Genomic DNA, 16,396 nt, shown 5'->3' on the forward strand with positions numbered 1-16,396 from the left:
ATGGACGGGCCCGCCCTACAATTCCCCGAAACACCCGCCCCGGGAACTGTCATCAACCAAGGGAACACCATGAGCGCCTACGACAAGCTGAAAGCACTGAACATCACCCTGCCCCCCGTGGCAATCCCCGTCGCCGCCTACCTGCCTTTTGTGCGCACCGGCAACCTGGTCTTCCTGAGCGGCCATATCGCCAAGAAGGACGGCAAGCCCCTGGTCGGCCAGCTGGGCAAGAACATGACAACCGAAGAAGGCAAGGCGGCGGCGCGCTCGGTCGCTATCGACCTGATGGGCACACTCGAAGCCGCCGTCGGCCTGGGCAAGGTCAAGCGCATCGTCAAGCTCGTGAGCCTGGTCAACTCGACCGGCGACTACACCGAGCATCACTTGGTGACCAACGGCGCCAGTGAACTTTTCGCTGAAATTTTCGGTGATGCCGGCACGCATGCGCGCGCCGCCTTCGGTGTGGCGCAGATTCCCATGGGTGCCTGCGTCGAGATCGACCTGGTCGCGGAAGTCGAGTAAACACTGCCGCCGCAAGCACCCGCAGTCACTGTGGGGCCGGCAAAGTGGCGGCGAGCGCCCGTTCGCGCGAGCCTTTAAACTCAACACGCCCCGGCCATTTCGCCGGGGCAGCGTTCTCAGGGCGGGGTGAAATTCCCCACCGGCGGTGTTTGCAGGTAACTGCATCAGCCCGCGAGCGCCCGTTCTATGCCATTTCCAATTCAGCGCGAGATTAGGCGCGTCGCCGCAGGCAGTGCTACAGCACGACAAGGCGGCGCAACGACATATCGCGTTGAATTGGAATGGCATCCGGGGTCAGCAGATTTGGTTCAACTCCAAAGCCGACGGTCACAGTCCGGATGAAAGAGAGCGCGATGCCATCGGCTGTGCCGTGGGCGCCAGCCCGCCCCTGGCCGGCCGCAGGCTCGTGCGCCCTGATTCTGGTAACACCTAGTTAGAGGCCATCCATGAGTCAGACCCTTGTTTCTTCCCCTTCCACCGCCCAGTCCGGCGGTACACCCAAGGCGCGTTTCGCCTTTATCCAGTCGTCCTGGCACGAAGACATCGTGGACCAGGGGCGCGGCGCCTTTATGGCCGAAATGACCAGGCAGGGTGTGAGCCCCGAATCCATTGACACCTTTGAAGTGCCGGGCGCTTTCGAGATTCCGCTGCACGCGAAAAAACTCGCGCAGTCGGGCCGTTATACGGGCGTAGTCTGCTGCGGGCTGGTGGTGGACGGCGGCATTTACCGCCACGAGTTCGTCGCCGACGCGGTGATCAGCGCGCTGATGGGCATACAGCTGGAAACCGGCGTGCCAGTGTTTTCCGCCGTGCTGACGCCCCAGCATTTCCATGAGCATGAGGAACACCGCCAGTTCTTCAGCGCCCACTTCCTGACCAAGGGCAAGGAAGTGGCGCAGGCCTGCCTGGAAACCGTGGCGGGCCTCAGGAAGCTCGAAACACTGCTCGCGGCCTGAGGCCGGATGCCCGCCCCTTTTCACAAGGCGGCGGGCGCCGAACTTCTTACTCGACGCGGGTGACGCCGGTGGGCTTGAAGCCCAGGTCGGCCGCCTTGCCCTTGCGCGCGCGTGCCGCGCGGGCATTGTTCAGCGTGCGGATTTCCAGGGTTTCCTCGCGCGCCTTGCCGCCGCGGCCTATGCCTTCAATCTTCACGCTGCGGGTGTAAGCCGCCGCGCCGGCCAGGGTGTCCTTGGCTTCGAGGTCTATCAGCATCAGGCCGCGCCCACCGGCGGCCTGCATTTTCAGTTCACCGATTTCAAAGGTCAGGATGCGGCCGCCCGTGGAGGCGCAAGCCACGTGGGTGGCAGGCAGCATGGGCGTGGCGCCGCTGTTGAAGGCGGCATGCGAGGGCCTGCAGATGGTTTCACCCTCGGCACAGCTGATAAAGGCCTTGCCCGCCTTGAGGCGCGATGTCATGTTCTCGACCGTGGCGAGGAAACCGTAGCCGCCGCTGGCACTGAGCAGCAGCGCGGCATTGGACGGGCCCGCGAAGTAGTGCACCAGCTGCGTGCCCGATTCGAGGTCGATCATCGTGGTCAGCGGCTGGCCGTCGCCGCGCGCGCCGGGCAGCGAGGACACCGGCACCGAATAAATCCGGCCGCGCGAGCCGAAGGCCAGCAGCGTGTCGACGGTACGGCATTCAAAAGTGCCGTACAGCCCGTCGCCGGCCTTGAAGGCAAAACCTGCCGGGTCATGCCCGTGGCCGCTGCGCGCACGCACCCAGCCCCTGTCGCTGATGACCACGGTCACAGGTTCGTCGAGCACCTTGACTTCAAGCACGGCTTTTTTCTCGGCCTGGATCAGCGTGCGGCGCGCATCGGCGAACTGCTTGGCATCGGCTTCGATTTCTTTCACCAGCAGGCGTTTGAGCGCCGCCGGGCTGCCCAGGATTTCCTCGAGCCGGCCCTGCTCTTCGCGCAGGTTCTTGAGCTCCTGCTCGATCTTGATGGCTTCGAGCCGCGCCAGTTGGCGCAGGCGGATTTCCAGGATGTCCTCGGCCTGGCGGTCGCTGAGCCTGAAGCGCGCTATCAGCGCGGCCTTGGGCTCGTCCGACTGGCGGATGATGGCGATCACCTCGTCGATATTGAGCAGCACCAGCTGCCGGCCTTCGAGGATGTGGATACGGTCCAGCACCTTGTCCAGGCGGTGCTGCGAACGTTTTTGCACCGTGGTCTGGCGGAATTCAATCCACTCGCCCAGCATTTGGCGCAGGGTTTTCTGCGTCGGCTTGCCGTCCAGCCCGACCATGGTCAGGTTGATCGGCGAGGAGCTTTCAAGGCTGGTGTTGGCCAGCAGGGTGTTGATCAGTTCGGACTGGCCGATCTTGCTGGTCTTGGGCTCGAACACCAGGCGCACCGGGGCGTCCTTGCTGGACTCGTCGCGCACCACATCGAGCACGGCCAGCACGGTCTGCTTGAGCTGCACCTGGTCCTGGCTCAGGGCTTTTTTGCCGGCCTTGATTTTCGGATTGGTGAGCTCCTCGATCTCCTCGAGCACACGCTGGGTGCTGACGCCGGGCGGCAGTTCCTGCACCACCAGCTGCCACTGGCCGCGCGCGAGCTCCTCGATTTTCCAGCGCGCGCGCACCTTGAGCGAGCCGCGGCCCGTGCTGTAGGCGGCCGCGATTTCCGCGCTGCTGGAGATGATCTGCCCGCCGCCCGGGTAGTCGGGCCCGGTGATCAGCGAAAACAGCTCGTCGTCGGACAGCTTGGGCGTCTTGATGAGTGCCACGCAGGCGTCGGCGACTTCGCGCAGGTTGTGGCTGGGGATTTCGGTGGCCAGGCCGACGGCGATGCCGCTGGCGCCGTTGAGCAGCGCAAAAGGCAGGCGCGCGGGCAGCTGGCGCGGCTCCTCGAAGGAGCCGTCGTAGTTGGGCACGAAGTCCACCGTGCCTTCGTCAAGCTCATCGAGCAGCAAGGTCGTGATGCGCGCCAGCCGCGCCTCGGTGTAGCGCATGGCCGCCGCGCCGTCGCCGTCGCGCGAGCCGAAGTTGCCCTGGCCGTCGATCAGCGGGTAGCGCTGGCTGAAATCCTGGGCCATACGCACCATGGCGTCGTAAGCCGCCTGGTCGCCGTGCGGGTGGTATTTGCCGAGCACGTCGCCGACCACACGGGCGCTTTTGACGGGCTTGGCCCCGCTGGCGCCGTTGGCGCCGCCAAAACCCAGGCCCATGCGCGACATGCTGAAAAGAATGCGGCGCTGCACCGGCTTCTGGCCGTCGCAGACGTCGGGCAAGGCCCGGCCTTTGACAACGCTGAGCGCGTATTCAAGATAGGCCCGCTGCGCGTACGCGGCCAGCGAGTCCTGGTCGGCGGGTTCGGGAATGGGGGCGACTGCGTCCGGTGTAAAGAGATCGTCCATCGTGAATTTGGCTTGGGGCTAAGTCGGTTGATGCCGGGCCGGCATGCTTAAGCGCGCCGGTACGGAATGATGAAAAGAAAAAGGAGGCGCCGCTTTGCAGCGCTGCCGGATGGTCCGGCGAAACGCCAGCTGCATGGGTCTCAGTTCCGCTCGGGTGGGGCCTCTGGCGTGGTGGTGGCCGCGACCGTGGTCGGCACCATGTTGCCGCGGCCCGTGTTGCCGCCCATCATCTCCATGCGCACGCGGCCGCCGGGGGCCATCATGCTGGGAGGCTTGAGGTGGTTATAGAGCTGCATCACGGTCTTGACGTAGTTTTTGGTCTCTGGGTAATTGGGGATTTTGTTGCCCGCGCGCTGCACCGCGCCCTCGCCGGCGTTGTAGGCGGCAATCGCCAGCTCGAGCTGGCCGGGAAACATGGCGATCAGGTCGCTGAGGTAGCTGGAGCCGGCCCGGATGTTGGTCTTGGGGTCGGTCAGTTTTTTATGGACCGTGGAATCCTTGCTGGCCCGCACGCCGTAGCGCTCCGCCGTTGGCGGGATCAGCTGCATCAGCCCGACCGCCCCCTTGGGCGAGACGGCCTGGGTGTTAAAGCCCGACTCGGTGGCGATCAGGGCCTGCAGCAACTCGTAGTCAATACCGTGCGTGGCCGAAGCCTCGCGCAGCAGGTGCTTGACGGCCTTGTAGTTGGGCGACACATCGAAGTAGGCCAGCAGCTTGGGCGGCGCGGCGGCCACGCCCGTGGCACGGTTGGCGCCGCTGCCCACGGCCTTGCCGCTGCGGCCGGTGTTGCTGCCGTCGGCGCTGAAGCTTTCGCTGCCGCGGAAAAAGAGTTCATAACGGTCGTCCAGCCGCACGGCCGAAAAGTGCGCGATGCCGTCCTTGTCGACGTAACCCCAGATGTCGGCATGGGCGGGAGACGCGAACAGCGCGGCCAGGCCCATGAACGCCAGCGGCAGGCCCAGCGCGCGCAGGGGCCGCCGCAGAAAGGAAAGAAGAGTCTCAGTCAGGTTCATCAAATATCAATTTCCACGGCGTCACCGTGCAACTCCATCAGTTCGCGGCGCGCCGCAGCTTCGCCCTTGCCCATCAACTTGGTGATCAGGGTCTCGGTTTGCAGGAAATCCTGGTTGCCCAGTTGCACGGGCAACAAACGGCGGGTATCCGGATTGAGTGTGGTCTCCCAGAGTTGTTCCGCGCTCATTTCACCCAGGCCCTTGAAGCGGCTGATGCTCCAGGCGCCTTCTTTCACGCCGTCCTTGCGCAATTTATCCAGAATGGCGGTCAGCTCGCCTTCATCAAGGGCATAAAACTTGGATGCCGGCTTTTTGCCCCGGGCCGGCGCGTCCACCCGGAACAGCGGCGGCCGCGCAACATACACATTACCCGATTCGATCAATTTGGGGAAATGGCGGAAAAACAGCGTGAGCAGCAGCACCTGGATGTGCGAGCCGTCGACGTCGGCGTCGCTCAGGATGCAGACCTTGCCGTAGCGCAGGCCGCTGAGGTCGGGCGTGTCGTTGGGGCCGTGCGGGTCCACGCCGATGGCGACCGCGATGTCGTGGATTTCGGTGTTGGCGAACAGGCGGTCGCGCTCGACCTCCCAGGTGTTGAGCACCTTGCCGCGCAGCGGCAGGATGGCCTGGCTTTCCTTGTCACGGCCCATTTTGGCGCTGCCGCCGGCCGAGTCGCCCTCGACCAGGAAGACTTCGTTGTGCGCCAGGTCGCGGCTTTCGCAGTCGGTCAGCTTGCCGGGCAGCACGGCCACGCCCGAGCCCTTGCGTTTTTCGACCTTCTGGCCGGCCTTCTGGCGGGTTTGCGCGGCCTTGATGGCGAGTTCGGCCAGCTTGCGGCCGTAATCGACGTGCTGGTTGAGCCACAGCTCCAGCGCCGGGCGCACAAAGCTGGAAACCAGGCGCACCGCGTCGCGCGAATTGAGGCGCTCCTTGATCTGGCCCTGGAACTGCGGGTCCAGCACCTTGGCGCTCAGCACATAGCTGGCGCGGGCAAAAACGTCTTCGGGCAGCAGCTTGACGCCCTTGGGCAGCAGCGAATGCAGGTCGATAAAGCTTTTGACGGCATTGAAGAGGCCGTCGCGCAGGCCGCTTTCATGGGTGCCGCCGGCGCTGGTCGGGATCAGGTTGACGTAGCTCTCGCGCATGGGCTGGCCGTCTTCGGTGAAGGCCACGCACCACTGGGCGCCCTCGCCTTCGGCGAAGCTGTCGTGCTGGGTGTCGGCAAAACCCTCGCCTTCAAACATCGGGATCACCGGGTCGCCGGTCAGGGTCTGCATCAGGTAGTCGCGCAGGCCGCCCTTGTAGAGCCAAGTCTGGGTGTCCTTGGTTTTCTCGTTGGTCAGCGTGACGGTGACGCCGGGCATGAGCACGGCCTTGCTGCGCAGCAGGTGGGTGAGCTCGGCCATGGGCAAGGCCGCCGACTCGAAGTACTTGGCGTCGGGCCAGGCCCGGACCGTGGTGCCGGTCTTGCGGTCGCCGTCGCCGTTTTTGCGCAGGTGCAGCTTTTCGGTGACGTCGCCGCCCGAAAACACCAGGTGGGCGACCATGCCTTCACGGTAGGAGGTGACCTCCAGGCGCTTGGACAGCGCGTTCGTTACGCTGACACCCACGCCGTGCAGGCCGCCCGAGAAGCTGTAGGCGCCACCCTTGCCCTTGTCGAACTTGCCGCCGGCATGCAGCCGGGTGTATACGAGCTCGATCACGGGCGCTTTTTCTTCCGGGTGCATGCCGAAGGGGACGCCCCGGCCGTCGTCGTCCACGCTGACCGAGCCGTCGCTGTGCAGCGTGACCTTGATCTTCTTGCCGTAGCCGGCTAGGGCCTCGTCGGCGGAGTTGTCCAGCACTTCCTGGATGATGTGCAGGGGGTTGTCGGTGCGGGTGTACATGCCCGGGCGCTGCTTGACGGGCTCCAGGCCCTTGAGCACGCGGATCGAACCTTCGGAATATTCGGTGGGTAGTTTGTCGGCCATGGCAGTTGAAAGAATTGCCGCAATTGTAGTCCGGGCCGCAAAAGTCACTGTATGGACATACAGCCGACCCGATTCGGGCGTGGAAACCTGGCGCGGCGCGGCAGCGTTTTGCCATTTTCGTTACAGTCGGCGAATCGTCTCCTGGCCACCCGGGCCTTTTCCTTTTTTCGCCGCTTGCGGCGGCCACCCATGACCACCGACACCAAAAAACTCTCCATGCTGCAGGTGCTGATCTGCGGCGCCACCATCGTCACGCTGTCCATGGGCATACGCCACGGCTTCGGGCTGTGGCTGCAGCCCATCACCCAGGCCCAGGGCTGGACGCGCGAAACCTTTGCCTTCGCGCTGGCGGTGCAAAACCTGTCCTGGGGCGTATTCGGCATCTTCGCCGGCATGGCGGCCGACCGCTTCGGCGCCTTCCGCGTGATCGTGGGCGGCGCCCTGCTGTACGGGCTGGGCCTGGTGGGCATGGCGCTGTCGCCCACGGGCTTTTTGTTCACCATGACGGCCGGGGTGCTGATAGGCGCCGCGCAGGCCGGCACCACCTATGCCGTGATCTACGGCGTGATAGGCCGCAACATCCCGGCGGAAAAGCGCTCCTGGGCCATGGGCGTGGCCGCGGCGGCCGGCTCTTTTGGCCAGTTCCTGATGGTGCCGGTCGAAGGCCTGCTGATCAGTGGCCTGGGCTGGAAGGAAGCGCTGCTGGTGCTCAGCGGCGCCGTGCTGCTGATCGCGCCGCTGGCGCTGGGCCTGCGCGAAGGCGGCTTTGCCGGCGGCCAGCCGGCCAAACGCGAGCAGACCATAGGCCAGGCGCTGCGCGAGGCCTTCAAGTACCCGAGCTTCCAGTTGCTGATGGCCGGCTATTTCGTCTGCGGCTTCCAGGTGGTGTTCATCGGCGTGCACATGCCCAGCTACCTCAAGGACAAGGGCCTGTCGCCCCAGGTGGCCAGCTACGCGCTGGCGCTGATAGGCCTGTTCAATGTTTTCGGCACCTATATCGCCGGCTCGCTGGGCCAGAAGATCGCCAAGCGGAAAATCCTGGCGACGATTTATTTCTCGCGTGCGGTGGTGATCGCCGTGTTCCTGGCGGCGCCGCTGAGCCCGCTGAGCGTGTATATCTTCGCCAGCCTGATGGGCCTGTTGTGGCTGTCGACCATCCCGCCGACCAACGCGGTGGTGGCGCAGATCTTCGGCATCCAGCATTTGTCCATGCTGGGCGGCTTTATTTTCTTCAGCCACCAGATCGGCTCCTTCCTGGGCGTGTGGCTGGGCGGCTATTTATATGACCGCACCGGCAGCTACGACATCGTCTGGTACATCGCCATCGCGCTGGGCGTGTTTGCCGCCCTGGTGAACCTGCCGGTACGCGAGGCGCCGATTGCACGCGCCGGCGTGCCGCAAGGGGCCTGAGATGGCCAAAAAAGCCGGCCTGTGGGCGCTCGCGGTCATCGCGTCGCTGGGGGTGTTTGCCCTCTACACACGGCCGGAATTCCTGGTCACACTCGCCAACCAGATCTGGGCTTGCTTTTAGGGCCTGCCCGGCGGTTTTGCGAGTGATGGGGGCCGCGCCCCCAAAAAAAGCGGGAAGAGGACATCATGAAAACCATCATCATCACCGGCGCCTCGGACGGCATAGGCGCGGAAATGGCGCGGCAGCTGGCCAAAACCCATGGCGCCGGCGTGGCGCTGGTGCTGGCCGCGCGCAATGAAACGCTGCTGGACGAGGTCGCGCACCAGTGCGCCGCGCACGGCGCGCAAACCCTGGCCGTCAAGACCGATGTGTCCATCGAGGCCCAATGCCGGCACCTGGTGGATGCCGCCGTCGGCCGCTTCGGCCATATCGACGCCCTGATCAACAACGCCGGCATGTCGGCGCAGGCGCTGCTGGAGGACGTCAAGGCCCAGGACCTGGGCTGGTACGAGCAGCTGATGCGCATCAACTTCTGGGGCAGCGTCTGGTGCACCCATGCCGCCCTGCCCTACCTGAGGCTGCGCCACGGCAGCATCGTCGCCGTTTCCAGCCTGGCCGGGCTGATAGGCGTGCCGGGCCGCACGGCCTACAGCGCCACCAAATTCGCCATGGTGGGATTTTTCGAGGCGCTGCGCGCCGAAATGAAGGGCGCTGGGGTCGGCGTGACCACCGCCTACCCGGGCGTGGTCGCCACCCACATCCGCCACCGCGGCTTCAACGCGGCGGGCGTGGCCGCGGGCTCCAGCGGGCTCAAGGAAGACAAGGCCATGAGCGTGGAGGAATGCGCCCGGCTGATCCTGCAGGGCATGGAGCGCCGGGACCGCGAGGTGGTCATGACGGCCAAGGGCAAGCTGGGCCGCTGGCTCAAGCTGATCGCGCCCGGCCGGGTCGAGGCGATGGCGCTGGCGGCGCTCAAGGATGAGGTGAAACCACTTTGACGGACCCCAGGCCGCACGGAACGGAGCCGCCCTCCGCCTGGGTGCGGCGCTGGTCGCACCTGGTGCGCGAAGGCGGCGTGGTGCTGGACGTCGCCTGCGGTTATGGCCGCCATACCCGCTGGTTTCACGGGCGAAGCCACCCCCTGGTGCTGGTGGACCGGTCGCGGGAAGCCCTGGAGGCCGCTACAAGCACCCTCCCGGCAGCGGCTTACGAGGCCGTGGTGGCCGATATTGAAGCCGGCCCCTGGCCTTTTGCGGGCCGCCAGTTTGACGCGGTCGTCGTCACCAACTACCTCTGGCGCCCGCTGTTGCCGACCCTGCTGGCCGGCCTGGCACCGGGTGGCGTGCTGATTTACGAAACTTTTACGCAGGGCAACGAGACCGTGGGCAAGCCCTCGCGGCCCGATTTTTTGCTGCGCAGCGGCGAATTGCTGGAAATCTGCGCGGGCCTGCGGGTAGTAGCCTTCGAGGAAGGCTTCCATGAAAACCCGCAGCGCTTCATCCAGCGCATCGCCGCCGTCCGCGAAACCGCCGCGACTGCGGGTTTGCCCGCACCGCCGCGCTATTTCCTGCCCTAGGCTCTGGGTAGAATGCAGGATTGGCTTTTCGGGGCCGGCCCGGCGGTATTTCGGCCAGGCCCTATCCGGCCGCGAACGTTTTTAAGTAAAGCATGAAACCCATTACTGGCAGCATCGTTGCATTGGCAACGCCCTTGCATGATGACGGCAGCGTAGATTACCCCACCCTGCGCAAACTGGTGGACTGGCACATCGCCGAAGGCACCGACTGCATAGGCGTGGTCGGCACCACCGGCGAATCCCCGACCGTCAACGTCGAGGAGCACTGCGAAATCATCCGCGTCTCGGTGGAGCAGGCCAAAAAGCGCGTGCCCATCATGGCCGGCTGCGGCGCCAACTCCACCGCCGAGGCGATCGAACTCGCCAAATTCGCCAAGCAGGTGGGCGCCGACTGCCAGCTGCAGGTCGTCCCCTATTACAACAAGCCCACGCAGGAAGGCCAGTACCGGCATTTCAAGGCGATTGCCGAAGCCGTCGGCGACCTGCCCACCGTGCTCTACAACGTGCCCGGCCGCACCGTGGCCGATATGGCGCACGCCACCGTGCTGCGCCTGGCCCAGGTGCCCGGCATTGTCGGCATCAAGGAAGCCACCGGCAACATCGAGCGCGCGCAGTGGCTGATCAAGGAAGTGCCCAAGGGCTTTGCCGTGTATTCGGGCGACGACCCGACGGCCGTGGCGCTCATGCTTTGCGGCGGCCAGGGCAACGTCAGCGTGACGGCCAACGTGGCACCCCGGCTCATGCACGAGCTGTGCGTGGCCGCCGTGGCGGGCGACACGCCCCGCGCCATGGAGCTGCAGCTCAAGCTCCTGCCGCTGCACAGAAACCTGTTTATTGAAGCCAACCCGATTCCCGTCAAATGGGCCATGGCCCGGATGGGTCTTTGCGGCGGCACCTTGCGCCTGCCCATGACGCCGCTGGAAACATCGAACGAAGCGGCCGTGGAAAACGCCTTGCGCGCCTGCGGCCTGATTTGATTTGCCTGATCTGATTTTTAAGGGAACCCAAGTGAAGATATCGCCAACACGTCCTGCATTTTCAAAAGCCCGGAGCGCCGCAGCCGTGTCCGCGCTGGTTGCCCTCGGCCTGCTCGCCGGCTGCTCCTCCATCCGCGAAGTGATGGACGGTGAACGCGTCGATTACAAGAGCAGCGGCGCCAAGGGCCCTTCGCTGGACATTCCCCCCGATCTGACCCAGCTCAGCCGCGACACCCGTTACGTGGTGCCCGGCACGGCGGTGTCCGCCAGCAGCTACCAGGTGGGCCAGCCCACGCAGGCCGTGCAGACGGCCGTCACCGCCGTCGGCGACGTGCGCATCGAACGCGCGGGCAGCCAGCGCTGGCTGGTCGTGAACCGGCCCGCCGACAAGCTCTGGGGCCCTGTGCGCGACTTCTGGCTGGAAAGCGGCTTCCTGCTCGCGCAGGACCAGGAAAACCTGGGCATCATGGAAACCGACTTCGCCGAAAACCGGGCCAAGCTGCCGCAGGACTTCATCCGCAGCGCGCTGGGCAAGGTGTTCGACGGCCTCTATTCGACCGGCGAGCGCGACAAGTTCCGCACGCGCCTGGAGCGCCGCCCCGATGGCGGCACTGAAATTTACGTCAGCCACCGCGGCATGATTGAAGTGATTACCGGCGCAAAATCCGGCAGTTCCTCCGGCGACAGCACGGTCTGGCAGCCCCGTCCCGCCGATCCGGAACTCGAAGCCGAATTCCTGCGCCGCCTGATGGTCAAGCTGGGCGTGTCGCAAGAGCAGTCCAAGGCCCTGGTGGCCGCGGGCGCCACCAAGCAGACTTCGCGCATCGCCACGGTCAACAACCTGCCTGTCGTGCAGATCGACGAAGGTTTTGACCGCGCCTGGCGCCGGGTCGGCCTCGCGCTGGACCGCACCGGCTTTACCGTTGAAGACCGCGACCGCAGCCAGGGCACCTACTTCGTGCGCTACGTCGAGCCCGTCGTGAACAAGACCGAGCCCGGCTTCTTCAGCAAGCTGTTCAGCGGGTCGCCGGCCGCCACGCCGCCCCTGAAGTACCGTATCGCCGTCAAGAGCCAGGGCGAGAGCACCACGGTTTCCGTCCTCAATGCACAAGGCGCCGCCGAATCGTCGGCCAATGCCCAGCGCATCGTGCAGGTGATCGCCGACGACCTCAAATAATCCGGGCTTGCCGCCCGACCGCCCCGGCCACGGATTGCGACGCCCATGTTGAGGTTTAAAAGCCTGGGCAGCGGCAGTTCGGGCAATGCCACCGTGGTCGAAGCGGCGGGAATCGCACCATCGCGGGTTCTTGTCGACTGCGGGCTGGGCCTCAAACACCTGCTTTACCGGCTTGGTGAAGCCGGCTTGCAGCCCGAGGACATCCATGCCGTGTTCATCACGCATGAACACGGCGACCATATCGGCTGCGCGCGCTCACTCGCCCTGCGCTATCGCATCCCGGTCTGGATGAGCCACGGCACGCATGCCGCCATAGGGGCTCCGGATTTCGACGGACTGCTGCACACCGCGCGTGACGGCAAAGCCATAGAACTGGGAGGCCTGCAGCTCACGCCCTTTACCGTGCCGCACGACGCCAGGGAGCCCTTGCAGCTCAGTTGCACCGACGGCTCGGCCAAGCTCGGCATCCTGACCGACCTGGGCCACGCCACCACCCATGTCATGTCGCATCTCATGGCTTGCGACGCCCTGATGCTGGAGTGCAACCACGACACCGACATGCTGGCGCGGTCGTCGTATCCGCCCTTTTTAAAGCGGCGCGTGGGCGGCCAGTACGGCCATCTCTCCAATGCCGCGGCGGTGGAGATTGCCCGCACCCTGGTTCATGGGCGTTTCAGGCACCTGGTGGCCGCGCACCTGAGCGTGCAGAACAACCGGCCCGCGCTGGTGCAGGCGCTGATGGCCGAAACCCTGGGTTGCGGGGCGGACGACATCGTCGTGGCCGCGCCCGACACCGGAACGCCCTGGCTTTCGGTTTGAGGCCGGGGCGCCCGCCGAGAACACGATGGGGCGAAAAAATAAGGGCAAAAAAAAGCCGCCTTGCGGCGGCTTTTTCAATTCACTGAAGAATTACTTGGCGGCGCTTGCAGGAGCTGCGGTAGCGGTAGCAGCAGCGGCAGCGGCGGCAGCATCAGCAGCCGGAGCAGCGGACGTGGCAGCGGCGGGTGCGGATGCAGCGGCGGCAGGTGCGGAAGCTTCAGCAGCAGGTGCAGGAGCTGCAGCGGCTGGTGCAGGTGCTGCGGCTTCTTCTTTCTTGCCGCAAGCAGCCAGTGCAACAGCGGCAACGATAGCTGCCAAAACGAGGGACTTGTTCATTTTTTCGATCCTTGATGATATTTAAGAAAACAATTTCCGGAAATTGTCAAAAGAAACCCAAACCGGAATTCAAGTTATTTTTGACCGGGGAAAGGACTCGAGCTCTTTCTACCCAGCTTTAAATTATATGCTGGATATTACAAGTCCGGAAACCCTTAGTCGACGAATCGTGACCGTATGACGGGCCCCATGCGATGCTTGCGCAATCCTTGCGTTTAAAGGCCCAGGGTGGTGGCCGGGAAGGCCGGCGAACTTTTCAGCAGCCTTTCATTGAGCCGCTCCCTGAGCGCAACCCGGCGCGCCGGCTCGGACCCGGCCATGCCCGTGCAGCGCTGCAGGTCCAGGCGCTCAAAGACCCAGCCCGGCCCCAGCAAGGCGCTGGGTAGGTCATCGGCCGGGGCCGACGCGTTGGCCCGGCATTCCACGATATGGGCCCAGGTTCGCCGCCAGGTGACGAAGCGCGCATGCCGGCGCAGCACCTCGTCGTAGTTCCTGGCCAGCATGGTGAAGGTCCGGCCGGTTTTGGACCAGTCGTTCAAGGCCTGCACCACCGCGCGCTCCCCCAGGGGCCAGTCTTCAAAATCCGGGTCGCAGACGATGATTTCACGCCAGCCCTGCTGGGCCGCCGCGGAAAAAGCCTGGCGGATCATCTCGGTGAAGTCGGTGCGCCCGCTGAAACGGCCTTCCGGCAAGGCCTGCGGCGGGGTGGGTGTCGTGTCGGTTTCCATGGAGCATCTCCTTGGCAAAGGTGGCAAACAGTTGCTGGGCCGATCAGGAATCCGCGCACGGCTCCTGCCGCAGCCAGCCGGCATCGTGCCAGTCGCCCAGCAAGGCCATCGCGGAGGCGCCGGCCTTGCGCAGTTCATGCGGCGCCAGGCCTCGGCCGTCAGCCAGCCGGCGCATCAGCGTCGCATCGGCGCCTTTGGCGCGGTAGCTCTCCCCGTTGATGAACACATGGTCGGCGTCATACATCATCCGGGTGCGGGCATCCAGCCTGACTCCCGCGCGGCCGGCCCGCGCGGCCTCGGCATCCCATTCATAGTCGGCTTCGTCAAACCACACGGAAGGCTTGGGTTCGGTCATGTACTCGCCCAGGGCGCAGGTCAGCGCGAGGGGGTCTTTCAGCGCCTCCTGCACGGCCTGGCTGGCAAAGGTGGCCAGCTCTGCCGGCAAGGCCGCCGGGGTGGCCGTGGCGTCCTGCCCGGGATCACGGTAGATCTCGGAGGCTTTGGCTGCGCGGCGTCCCACAGGGGCATCCGCCTGCCTGTCGTCCTCGCTGAATTCCGCCAGGCGCTGCAGCAGCTCTGCCGCCAGTTCGCCGCGCCCCGGCGACCTGAAGCCGATTGAATAGGTCATGCAGTCGGCCGCCTTGCCGTCACCCGACACCGCTGCTTCGGCAATGCCGTCATGGGCATAACGCGGGGGCAGGTAAAGCATGTCGCCGGCTTCCAGCACAAACTCCTGCTCGGGCTCGAAGTTCCGCAGAATCTTCAGCGGCACGCCCTCCTGCAGGCTCAGGTCTTTTTGCCGCCCTATCTTCCAGCGCCGCCGCCCGCTGGCCTGCAGCAGGAACACGTCATAGCTGTCAAAGTGCGGCCCCACGCCGCCACCCGCTGTGGCGAACGAGATCATCAAGTCGTCAAGCCGCGCATCGGGAACAAAACGAAACTGCTGCAGCAGCTCGTGCGCCCCGGCGTCATGCAGGTCCACGCCCTGCACCAACAGGGTCCAGGCCTTCTGGCTCAGCGGCGGCAGGCCGCGCGGCGCAAAAGGCCCCTGCTTCATGCGCCAGCCCTTGGCTTGCTGGACGATCAGGCGCGACTCCACCTGTTCGCTCGCGGCCAGTTTGAACAAGTCCGCGCGGCTCAGCAAAGGCTGGAATCCGGGCAGGGCCTGGCGCACGAGCAGCGGCTTTTTTTGCCAGTGGCGGCGCATGAATTGCGCCGGGCTCAGGCCGGCAAGGAGCGCTAGAGATTGGTTTACATCCATGGGACAATTGTCGGATGAAAATCACCCCGCAATGCGTCGTAGCCCTGACATGGACGCTGAAAGACACCCTGGGCGATGTGCTGGACGAACTGGATGAGCCCATCGAGTTCCTGATGGGCGGTGACGACCTGCTGGCCAAGATCGAGCAGGCCCTGCAAGGCCGTGAAGCCGGCGACAAGCTTGAGCTGCACCTGGAGCCCGAAGACGCCTTTGGTGACTATGACGAGAACCTGGTGTTTCTCGAGCCCCGCAAGGTTTTCCCTGCCGAACTCGAAGAAGGCATGACCTTCGACGGCGCGGCCCTGCCCAAAGGTGTCAGCGGAGCGGCACCGCACGACCATATCTACACGGTCACCGAAATCTATCCCGAGCACGTGGTGCTGGACGGCAACCATCCACTGGCGGGCATCGCCATCCGGCTGGCGGTCAAGGTCGAGTCGGTGCGTGAAGCAAGCGAAGAGGAAATCGGCCAGGGCTCGCTGGGCACCGGCTTCTTCAAGCTCGAGCCCCTCACGCCCGGAAGCGGCACCCTGCACTAAGGTCAAGGCGGCGGCATGCCGCCGCCTTTTGGCAACCCCGGCCGCTTACATCCGGTACAGCAGGCCGTTCTCAATCCTCACGCGATCGCCTATGCGCAGGTCGCCCGTGGAAGGCACGTCATAGGCACGGCCGGTGCCATTGTCGAGCTGGACAGATACGCGGTAGGTTTCGCGAACCGCACCGGGATTGCGGTTCTTCTCAATCGCATTACCAGCCACGGCGCCGCCCACTGCGCCGACAACCGTCGCCACATCCTTGCCGGTGCCGCCGCCGATCTGGTGGCCCACCACCGCGCCGGCCACACCGCCGAGGATGGCACCTACGCCCGAGCTCCTGGCCTGTTCCTGGGTGCGAAACACTTCGACATTGCTGACGCGTCCGTATTCGACATAGCGGTTCTGCTGGTTGGCGGGATAGGTCCCTGCCGGGTAGGTTCCAGCCGGATAGGTCTGGTTGGGGTAGCTGGCGGTATTGGGATAGGCGGGTGGGTAATTCGCGTCGGAGGTCGGCGGCGGGTTCATGGGTGCGCAGGCCGCAAGGGCGGCCAGCGCCAGCACCACGGACGCAGATGAAATAAAGCGGGATGTGTTTCGCATGAGTCTCTCCTGTTGGTAAGTCATGAGATCCCGGCACCACAGGCGCATGGACTCTCATGGCTTATTAAGGATGCGGCCCGCGTCTTCCCAGGTGGGGATTGGGCCTGTGG

Annotated in this window: 16 protein-coding genes and 1 riboswitch; of the genes, 9 read left to right on the forward strand and 7 right to left on the reverse strand. The window is 65.0% G+C overall.

The annotated features are described in order from the left end of the window. Positions 1 to 69: 69 nt before the first annotated feature. Both ACEN9P_RS01695 and ACEN9P_RS01700 read left to right on the forward strand, forming a co-directional pair. Positions 70 to 522: a RidA family protein gene (locus ACEN9P_RS01695; protein ID WP_413330199.1), complete on the forward strand. Its 453-nt coding sequence runs from the start codon at positions 70 to 72 to the stop codon at positions 520 to 522. 108 nt (positions 523 to 630) lie between these two features. Continuing rightward, positions 631 to 876, forward strand: a riboswitch (FMN riboswitch). 92 nt (positions 877 to 968) lie between these two features. After that, the gene (locus ACEN9P_RS01700) at positions 969 to 1,478 is read left to right on the forward strand and encodes a 6,7-dimethyl-8-ribityllumazine synthase (RefSeq protein ID WP_495620906.1); all 510 of its coding nucleotides are present in this window, start codon (positions 969 to 971) and stop codon (positions 1,476 to 1,478) included. 46 nt (positions 1,479 to 1,524) lie between these two features. On the opposite strand, the gene parC is transcribed toward ACEN9P_RS01700, so the two are convergent. The 3 genes from parC to ACEN9P_RS01715 all read right to left on the reverse strand — a co-directional run bounded on the left by parC (position 1,525) and on the right by ACEN9P_RS01715 (position 6,865). Continuing rightward, on the reverse strand, positions 1,525 to 3,882 hold the full coding sequence (gene parC / locus ACEN9P_RS01705; RefSeq protein ID WP_495620907.1) for a DNA topoisomerase IV subunit A: 2,358 nt from the start codon (positions 3,880 to 3,882) through the stop codon (positions 1,525 to 1,527). Positions 3,883 to 4,022: 140 nt separating this feature from the next. Next, entirely contained in the window at positions 4,023 to 4,895 is an 873-nt protein-coding gene (locus ACEN9P_RS01710) for a lytic transglycosylase domain-containing protein (protein WP_495620908.1), read from the reverse strand. Beyond that, positions 4,895 to 6,865, reverse strand: coding sequence for a DNA topoisomerase IV subunit B (locus tag ACEN9P_RS01715; protein ID WP_495620909.1), 1,971 nt, complete (start codon positions 6,863 to 6,865; stop codon positions 4,895 to 4,897). Before ACEN9P_RS01715 ends, ACEN9P_RS01710 begins: the two co-directional genes overlap by 1 nt. A gap of 189 nt (positions 6,866 to 7,054) precedes the next feature. Here ACEN9P_RS01715 and ACEN9P_RS01720 point away from each other — a divergent pair, with 189 nt between their 5' ends. The 6 genes from ACEN9P_RS01720 (at position 7,055) to ACEN9P_RS01745 (ending at position 12,825) form a co-directional block, all read left to right on the forward strand. Continuing rightward, positions 7,055 to 8,275: an MFS transporter gene (locus tag ACEN9P_RS01720; protein ID WP_413330204.1), complete on the forward strand. Its 1,221-nt coding sequence runs from the start codon at positions 7,055 to 7,057 to the stop codon at positions 8,273 to 8,275. Between the two features lie 186 nt (positions 8,276 to 8,461). After that, positions 8,462 to 9,274, forward strand: coding sequence for an SDR family oxidoreductase (locus tag ACEN9P_RS01725; protein ID WP_074577733.1), 813 nt, complete (start codon positions 8,462 to 8,464; stop codon positions 9,272 to 9,274). Then, a complete protein-coding gene (locus ACEN9P_RS01730; protein WP_495620910.1) occupies positions 9,271 to 9,852 on the forward strand; it encodes a class I SAM-dependent methyltransferase in 582 nt (193 codons plus the stop codon). The genes ACEN9P_RS01725 and ACEN9P_RS01730 overlap by 4 nt, the downstream gene beginning before the upstream one ends. 92 nt (positions 9,853 to 9,944) lie before the next feature. Then, positions 9,945 to 10,829, forward strand: coding sequence for a 4-hydroxy-tetrahydrodipicolinate synthase (dapA, locus tag ACEN9P_RS01735; protein WP_495620911.1), 885 nt, complete (start codon positions 9,945 to 9,947; stop codon positions 10,827 to 10,829). An 85-nt stretch (positions 10,830 to 10,914) separates the two neighbouring features. Further along, on the forward strand, positions 10,915 to 12,006 hold the full coding sequence (gene bamC, locus ACEN9P_RS01740) for an NlpB/DapX family lipoprotein (protein WP_495620912.1): 1,092 nt from the start codon (positions 10,915 to 10,917) through the stop codon (positions 12,004 to 12,006). Positions 12,007 to 12,051: 45 nt separating this feature from the next. After that, positions 12,052 to 12,825, forward strand: a complete 774-nt coding sequence (locus tag ACEN9P_RS01745) for an MBL fold metallo-hydrolase (RefSeq protein WP_477664386.1) — start codon at positions 12,052 to 12,054, stop codon at positions 12,823 to 12,825. 74 nt (positions 12,826 to 12,899) lie between these two features. Here the strand turns inward: ACEN9P_RS01745 and ACEN9P_RS01750 are convergent, their stop codons facing one another. The 3 genes from ACEN9P_RS01750 to ACEN9P_RS01760 all read right to left on the reverse strand — a co-directional run bounded on the left by ACEN9P_RS01750 (position 12,900) and on the right by ACEN9P_RS01760 (position 15,150). Continuing rightward, entirely contained in the window at positions 12,900 to 13,121 is a 222-nt protein-coding gene (locus ACEN9P_RS01750) for a hypothetical protein (protein WP_495620913.1), read from the reverse strand. A gap of 255 nt (positions 13,122 to 13,376) precedes the next feature. Then, the gene (locus tag ACEN9P_RS01755; protein ID WP_477664388.1) at positions 13,377 to 13,889 is read right to left on the reverse strand and encodes a hypothetical protein; all 513 of its coding nucleotides are present in this window, start codon (positions 13,887 to 13,889) and stop codon (positions 13,377 to 13,379) included. Between the two features lie 43 nt (positions 13,890 to 13,932). Next, the gene (locus ACEN9P_RS01760) at positions 13,933 to 15,150 is read right to left on the reverse strand and encodes a cupin domain-containing protein (protein WP_495620914.1); all 1,218 of its coding nucleotides are present in this window, start codon (positions 15,148 to 15,150) and stop codon (positions 13,933 to 13,935) included. Positions 15,151 to 15,164: 14 nt separating this feature from the next. Between ACEN9P_RS01760 and ACEN9P_RS01765 the strand changes: the two genes are divergently transcribed. Further along, positions 15,165 to 15,689, forward strand: a complete 525-nt coding sequence (locus ACEN9P_RS01765; RefSeq protein WP_477664390.1) for an FKBP-type peptidyl-prolyl cis-trans isomerase — start codon at positions 15,165 to 15,167, stop codon at positions 15,687 to 15,689. A 45-nt stretch (positions 15,690 to 15,734) separates the two neighbouring features. Here ACEN9P_RS01765 and ACEN9P_RS01770 read toward each other — a convergent pair whose 3' ends face one another. After that, positions 15,735 to 16,286 (reverse strand): outer membrane lipoprotein, encoded by a 552-nt coding sequence (locus tag ACEN9P_RS01770; RefSeq protein WP_477664391.1) that lies wholly within the window; start codon positions 16,284 to 16,286, stop codon positions 15,735 to 15,737. Between the last annotated feature and the right edge of the window lie 110 nt (positions 16,287 to 16,396).

The sequence above is a fragment of the Polaromonas sp. Polasp52 genome (genome assembly GCF_059491565.1).